Below are 5673 nucleotides of genomic sequence, written 5' to 3' on the forward strand. Positions count from 1 at the left end.
CCGTGCTGCTCGCCGGCGCGCTCGGCGCCGGCGCGCTGGCCGGTGCCGGCGCGGCCACCGCAGTGCCCGTCGCGACCACGTCCACGGGGTCCGGCGGAACGTCCGGCGGTACGTCCGGCGGGACGGACTACACGAAGCTCGTCGACCCGTTCGTCTCGACCGCCGGCGACGACGGCAACGACCTGCCGGGCGCCCAGGCGCCCCACGGTCTGGCCAAGGTCAACCCGCTGACCACGCCGAACCGCAACCACACCGGGTACGACTACAACGAGGACCACATCGCCGGGTTCACCGCGACGAACCTCGACGGCGTCGGCGGCTCGGGAGGCGGCGGCGACCTGCTCGTCGTCCCGACCTCCGTGCAGTACGACAGCCGGCCCGCCACCGGCACGTACGCCCACGCGTTCAGCCACGACGACGAGACCGCGACACCCGGCTACTACCAGGTGGGCCTCGGGGCCGTCTCCGGTACCGCGTCGTCGGTGAAGCAGGACTCCGGCACCATCAAGGCCGAGATGACCGCGACGACGCGTACCGCGCTCCAGCGGTACAGCTTCCCCGCCGGGTCGAACCCCGAGCTCGTCCTCGACCTGGCGAACAACTTCACCAGCCGCACCCGCTCGACCATGAAGGCGACGACGCTCCCGGACGGGACCACCTCGATCACCGGGCTTGTGGCGGGGTCGTTCAACGGCGCCTCGTACCAGCTGTACTACAACGCCACCACGAACGTCCCCGTGACCTCCCTGAAGAGCTGGGGCAACGACGGCAGGCTGAGCGACGCGACCACGCGGGACGGGTCCGACACCGGCGCCGTTCTCGGGTTCGACAAGGCCGCCGGTGACGACATCGAGCTGCGCGTCACGCTGTCGCCGATCAGCGCCGAACAGGCCGCGACCGACCAGCGCAACGAGGTGGGCGACCTCACCTTCGACCAGGCGCGCGCCCGGACGAAGGCGGTCTGGAACAAGTCGCTCGGCGCCGTCGACGTGCGCGCCTCGGCGAAGTCCGACCCCGGGTCGACGCTCACCAAGGAGTTCTACACGCACCTGTACCGCATGTACGCGCTGCCGGTGAACGCCACCAGCACCAGCGGTACGTACCGCGGCGCCGACGGAGCGGTGCACAAGGCGAACGGCTTCACGTACTACGACGGCTGGTCCACCTGGGACGACTTCCGCAAGTACTCCGTCGAGGCGTACATCGACCCGGCCATCTACCGGGACATGATCCAGTCGTTGATCGTGCTCTTCGCCGACACGCGCACCTCCGGCAAGAGCCTCGGCAGCCTCACCCACTCGGTCCCGACCGTGCGCTGGGAGCGCTCGGCCGTGCTGGTCGCCGACGCGCTGTCGAAGGGCTTCAAGAACTTCGACCGGCTCGACGAGGCGTATCCGGCGCTGCTGTCGTACTCCGGGTACTACACCGGGGCGCAGCTGCGGCAGGGGTACGTCACCGGTGATCCCGGTACGACCGTGCAGCGCGGCTACGACCAGTGGGCGCTCTCCGTCATCGCCGACGCGCTCGGCAAGAAGGACGACGCGAAGGAACTGCGCACCCGGTCGACCATGGCGATCGACAACCTCGTGAAGTCCGGCGCCTGGACCGCGGCCGACGGCACCGAGGTCGGTCTGCTCACCCCGCGCGCCGCGAACGGCGACTGGCAGAGCGCCGACTACGAGAAGTTCGAGGCGGCCGGCCTCTACCAGGGCACGCTGTGGCAGTACCACTGGTACGACGCGTACGACATGGGCGGCCTCATCGAGGCCATGGGCGGCCCGAAGGCCGGGAAGGCCGCGGTCAAGCACATGTTCGGCGAGGACTCCAGCGTCGATGACGGCTCGGCCATGCTGCACTCCAACGCGAACGAGATCGACCTCCAGGCCCCGTACCTGTTCAACTACGTCGGCGAGCCGAGCCTGACGCAGAAGTGGGTGCGTGCCATCTACACCGGCACGACCTGGAACCGGTACATCGCGACGGGCTCCACCAACGAGGCCCCCAGCTCCGGCGGCGAGTTCACCCCGCCGGTCAAGACCCAGGTCTACAAGCTCTCGCCGAACGGCTTCCTGCCGACCATGGACAACGACGCCGGCACCATGTCGACCATGTTCGTCGGTGCCGCCCTGGGCCTGTTCCCGGTGACCGCCGGCTCCAGCCAGTTCCAGATCGGCAGCCCGTTCTTCGACTCCACGACGATCACCTACGCCAACGGCTCCCGGTTCACGGTGAAGGCCGACGGCGTGTCGCCGAGCAACTACTACGTGCAGAACGCGACCCTCAACGGCAAGCGGTTCGACAACACGTGGCTCGACTACTCGCAGATCGTCTCCGGCGGAACCCTGGACTTCACCATGGGCTCCAAGCCCTCCCAGTGGGGCGCCCACACGAAGCCCGCGTACTCGCTGAACACCGACTCGGGCGACACGGGTGACGGCGGCACGGGCACGGACAAGGGCGACACCGTCGTCTCCGCCCACCCGGGCACCGTCGCCACCACCGAGGACGGCACCGTCCACGACAGCGTGAAGCTCACCCTGTCCGGACCGGCGTCCTTCGACGCGCGCAACGGAACCAGCCTCACCAGGACCGGGGCCGCGAGCGTGACCGGCCTGCCGGCCGGTGTCACGGCGGACCTCCGCGTCAGCGGCTCGCGCACGGCGACGCTGTCGCTCACCGGCACCACGAAGGTCGACGCACGCTTCGGCCTCACCTTCCGCGACGCGGCCTTCGCCCACGGCGTGCGGGCCCCGGCGGTGGGCGGCACCGGGATATCCCCGACCGACCCGCTCGTCATCTCCGCCGCCGCCGTGCACCGCAAGGCCCTCGGCGCACTCGTCGACCAGGCGTCCCTGGTGCGCGGCGGCAACTACTCCGACGGCTCCTGGAACCTGTTCCGGTCGGCGCTCGAACGGGCGCGGACCGTCCTCGCGGACACCGCCTCCGCGACGGGCACGATCATGGCCGCGGACGACGCGCTGCACTCCGCCGTCGACGCGCTCACCATCGACGAGGGCGGCTACGCCGTCCTCCAGGCCGAGGCCCCCGACCAGAAGGAAGGCCCCAGCCTCGTCAGCGAGCGGAACAACTCGGACGGCAACCTCGGCGGCGTCACCGAGGGATCGTGGGAGCGGTTCACCAAGCTGGACTTCGGCGAGGCCGCCCCGCAGAGCATCTCGGTCCGTTACGCGAACTCGCAGCCGACGAACGCGGAGCCGAGCAGCGTCGACATCCACGCCGGCGCCGCCGACGGCCCCGTCGTCGCCACCGTCCAGCTCCCCGGAACCGGCGGCTGGCAGTACTACACCACGGTGCGGGCGGCCGTCACCGACCCGGACGCCCTGCTGGGCGCGAAGAGCGCGACGTTCGTGTTCCACGCCCCGTCCGGCCAGCAGTGGGTGTCGAACTTCGACTGGTACCAGTTCTCGCCGTACGAGGTCTCGGCGTCCCCCACGACCACGCTCGCCACGCTGACCGCGGTGAACAGCACCACGACCGGCAACGGCTCGCTCCCGCTCAACCTCTCGAACGGCATCTTCGAGAACGTGACGAACGGCGCGTGGGCGCAGTGGAAGGACACCGACCTCCGCGACGGCGCCGACACCGTCACCGTCAGCTATGACAAGCCCCAGTCCCGCGCGGCGTCGGACTCGCACATCGAACTGCGCCTCGGCTCGAAGGACGGCCCGAAGAGCGTCGACATCCCCCTCGACTACAGCGGATCGGGCTGGGGAACCATCGCCACCACGAGCGTGCAGCTCGACCCGGGCGTCTTCACCGGCGTCCAGGACGTGTACGCGGCGTTCGTCTCCAGCACGCAGACCGCTTCCCAGCCCTACGTGGGCAACATCTACTCGCTGGCCCTGACGCAGACCGCCGACGCCCCCGTGGGCTTCGACGCCACCGCGTTCCGCTCGCACAGCGGCGGCGGCCTCAAGAGCGAACCCGTCGGCTGGACCGGCTCGGGTTCCACCACCGACCTCGGCGGTACCTACGACGGAGCCTGGCTCGACTACGGGGACATCGACTTCGGCAGCTCCCCGAAGAGCACCGTCACGATCACCTACGTCAACAACTCCGCCCGCTGCGGCACCGGCTCCGCCGTCCAGCTCTACCTGGACTCCTTCGACGCGGCCGACCCCGGCACGCCGTACGCGACCGTACCGCTGCCGGTCACGGGAAGCGCGTGGTCGTCAGGAGGGACGACAAGTCTGACACTGCCCAAGGCGATCACGGGCACGCACACCGTCCACCTGCGGCTGACGACGAACCCGGACTCCTCGCACCCGTACGTCGCGAATCTGGGCCGGATCACCTTCGACCACGTCGAGACGCCCGCCGTCACGGACAAGTCCGCCCTGCGGAAGGCGATCGAGCGGTACGAGGGACTCTCCGCCGACGCGGAGCGCTACGACGCGATCGACTTCGGTGTGTACGAGCGCGAACTCGCCGCGGCGCGCGCCCTCGTCGACGCCGACGACGCGACGCGGCTCGAAGTCGACACCCAGACGCGTCGCCTCACCCTGGCCGCCGGACAACTGGTCCCCGTGCCGAGGCTGCGACTGGAGAACCTGGTCATGACCGCGTCGGCCCTCGACAACGACCGCTACACGGACGCGTCGTGGACGGCGTTCACCAAGGCACTCGACGCGGCGAAGACCGCGGTCGCGGACGACACCGCCACGGACGCGACACTCACCGCCCGGTACGACGCCCTCCGCCATGCCCTGTCCGCGCTCACCACGAAGCCCAGGACGGTGCCTGCCATGCCTGACGCGGTGTCGGCGAAGTCGTCCGGCTCCAGCGTGACCGTCGCCTGGTCCGCGCCCGAGGACACCGGCGGCTCACCGGTCACCGGCTACGAGATCACCCTCAGCGACGGCCACCAGGTCGAGATCGACGATCGGAACAGCCGGAGCACGACATTCACCCGGCTGCGGGCCGACAGGTCGTACACGGCACGCGTCCGGGCGGTGAACACGTTCGGCGCCTCGCACCCGAGCGCCGCCACGGCACCCGTGGTGACCGGCGGCGGCAAGCCGCAGAAGCCGACCGTGAAGGGTGTGATCACCGACGGCACGCACGTCCGCGTGGACTGGCGGGCGGCCGGCGACGGCGGATTCCCGGTCATCGGCTACACCGTGGTCCTCGGCGACGGGACCACCGCGCACGTCCCCGCCACGACCGGCACGGCACTGCTCATGACCACGGGCAAGGCCACGGCACACACGGCCACCGTCACCGCGGTCACCCTGGCCGGGACCTCGGACGACTCCGCCGCGACCGTCTCGGCGACCACCTCGGCGACCGCTGCGGCGGACGCCTCCGACCCGGCGTACGAGCCGTCCCCCTTCCCGGACGACACGCTCAACGCCACCTACGCGTCGGACAAGTGGCCGGGCACCGGCGACGGGACCGGCTACTTCCACGACCTGCTCAACGGCATCGAGGACCTCGGTTCCGACGTCCTCGGAGCCGACGCCAAGGTGCCGAACGGCACCGCGCTCACCGCTGAGAACGACCGGATCGCGGTGCGTATCAACAACGCGGCGACGCAGAAGGAGGTGGACCGGGCCGAGGCCGACGCGACGAACAGCGCCACCGTCACGATGGCCGACGGCCTCGGCTCCCGGCTCGGCCAGATCTACCGCGACGCCCTGAACGGCGGGCCGC

1 protein-coding gene is annotated in these 5673 nt (G+C 70.5%); it reads left to right on the forward strand.

From position 1 onward, the window contains the following. Nucleotides 1-5 precede the first annotated feature (5 nt). On the forward strand, nucleotides 6-5673 hold a 5668-nt coding region (locus GA0115259_RS31420), incomplete at its 3' end, for a glycoside hydrolase domain-containing protein (protein ID WP_093603276.1).

The sequence above is a fragment of the Streptomyces sp. MnatMP-M17 genome, from assembly GCF_900091995.1.
Lineage (GTDB): Bacteria > Actinomycetota > Actinomycetes > Streptomycetales > Streptomycetaceae > Streptomyces.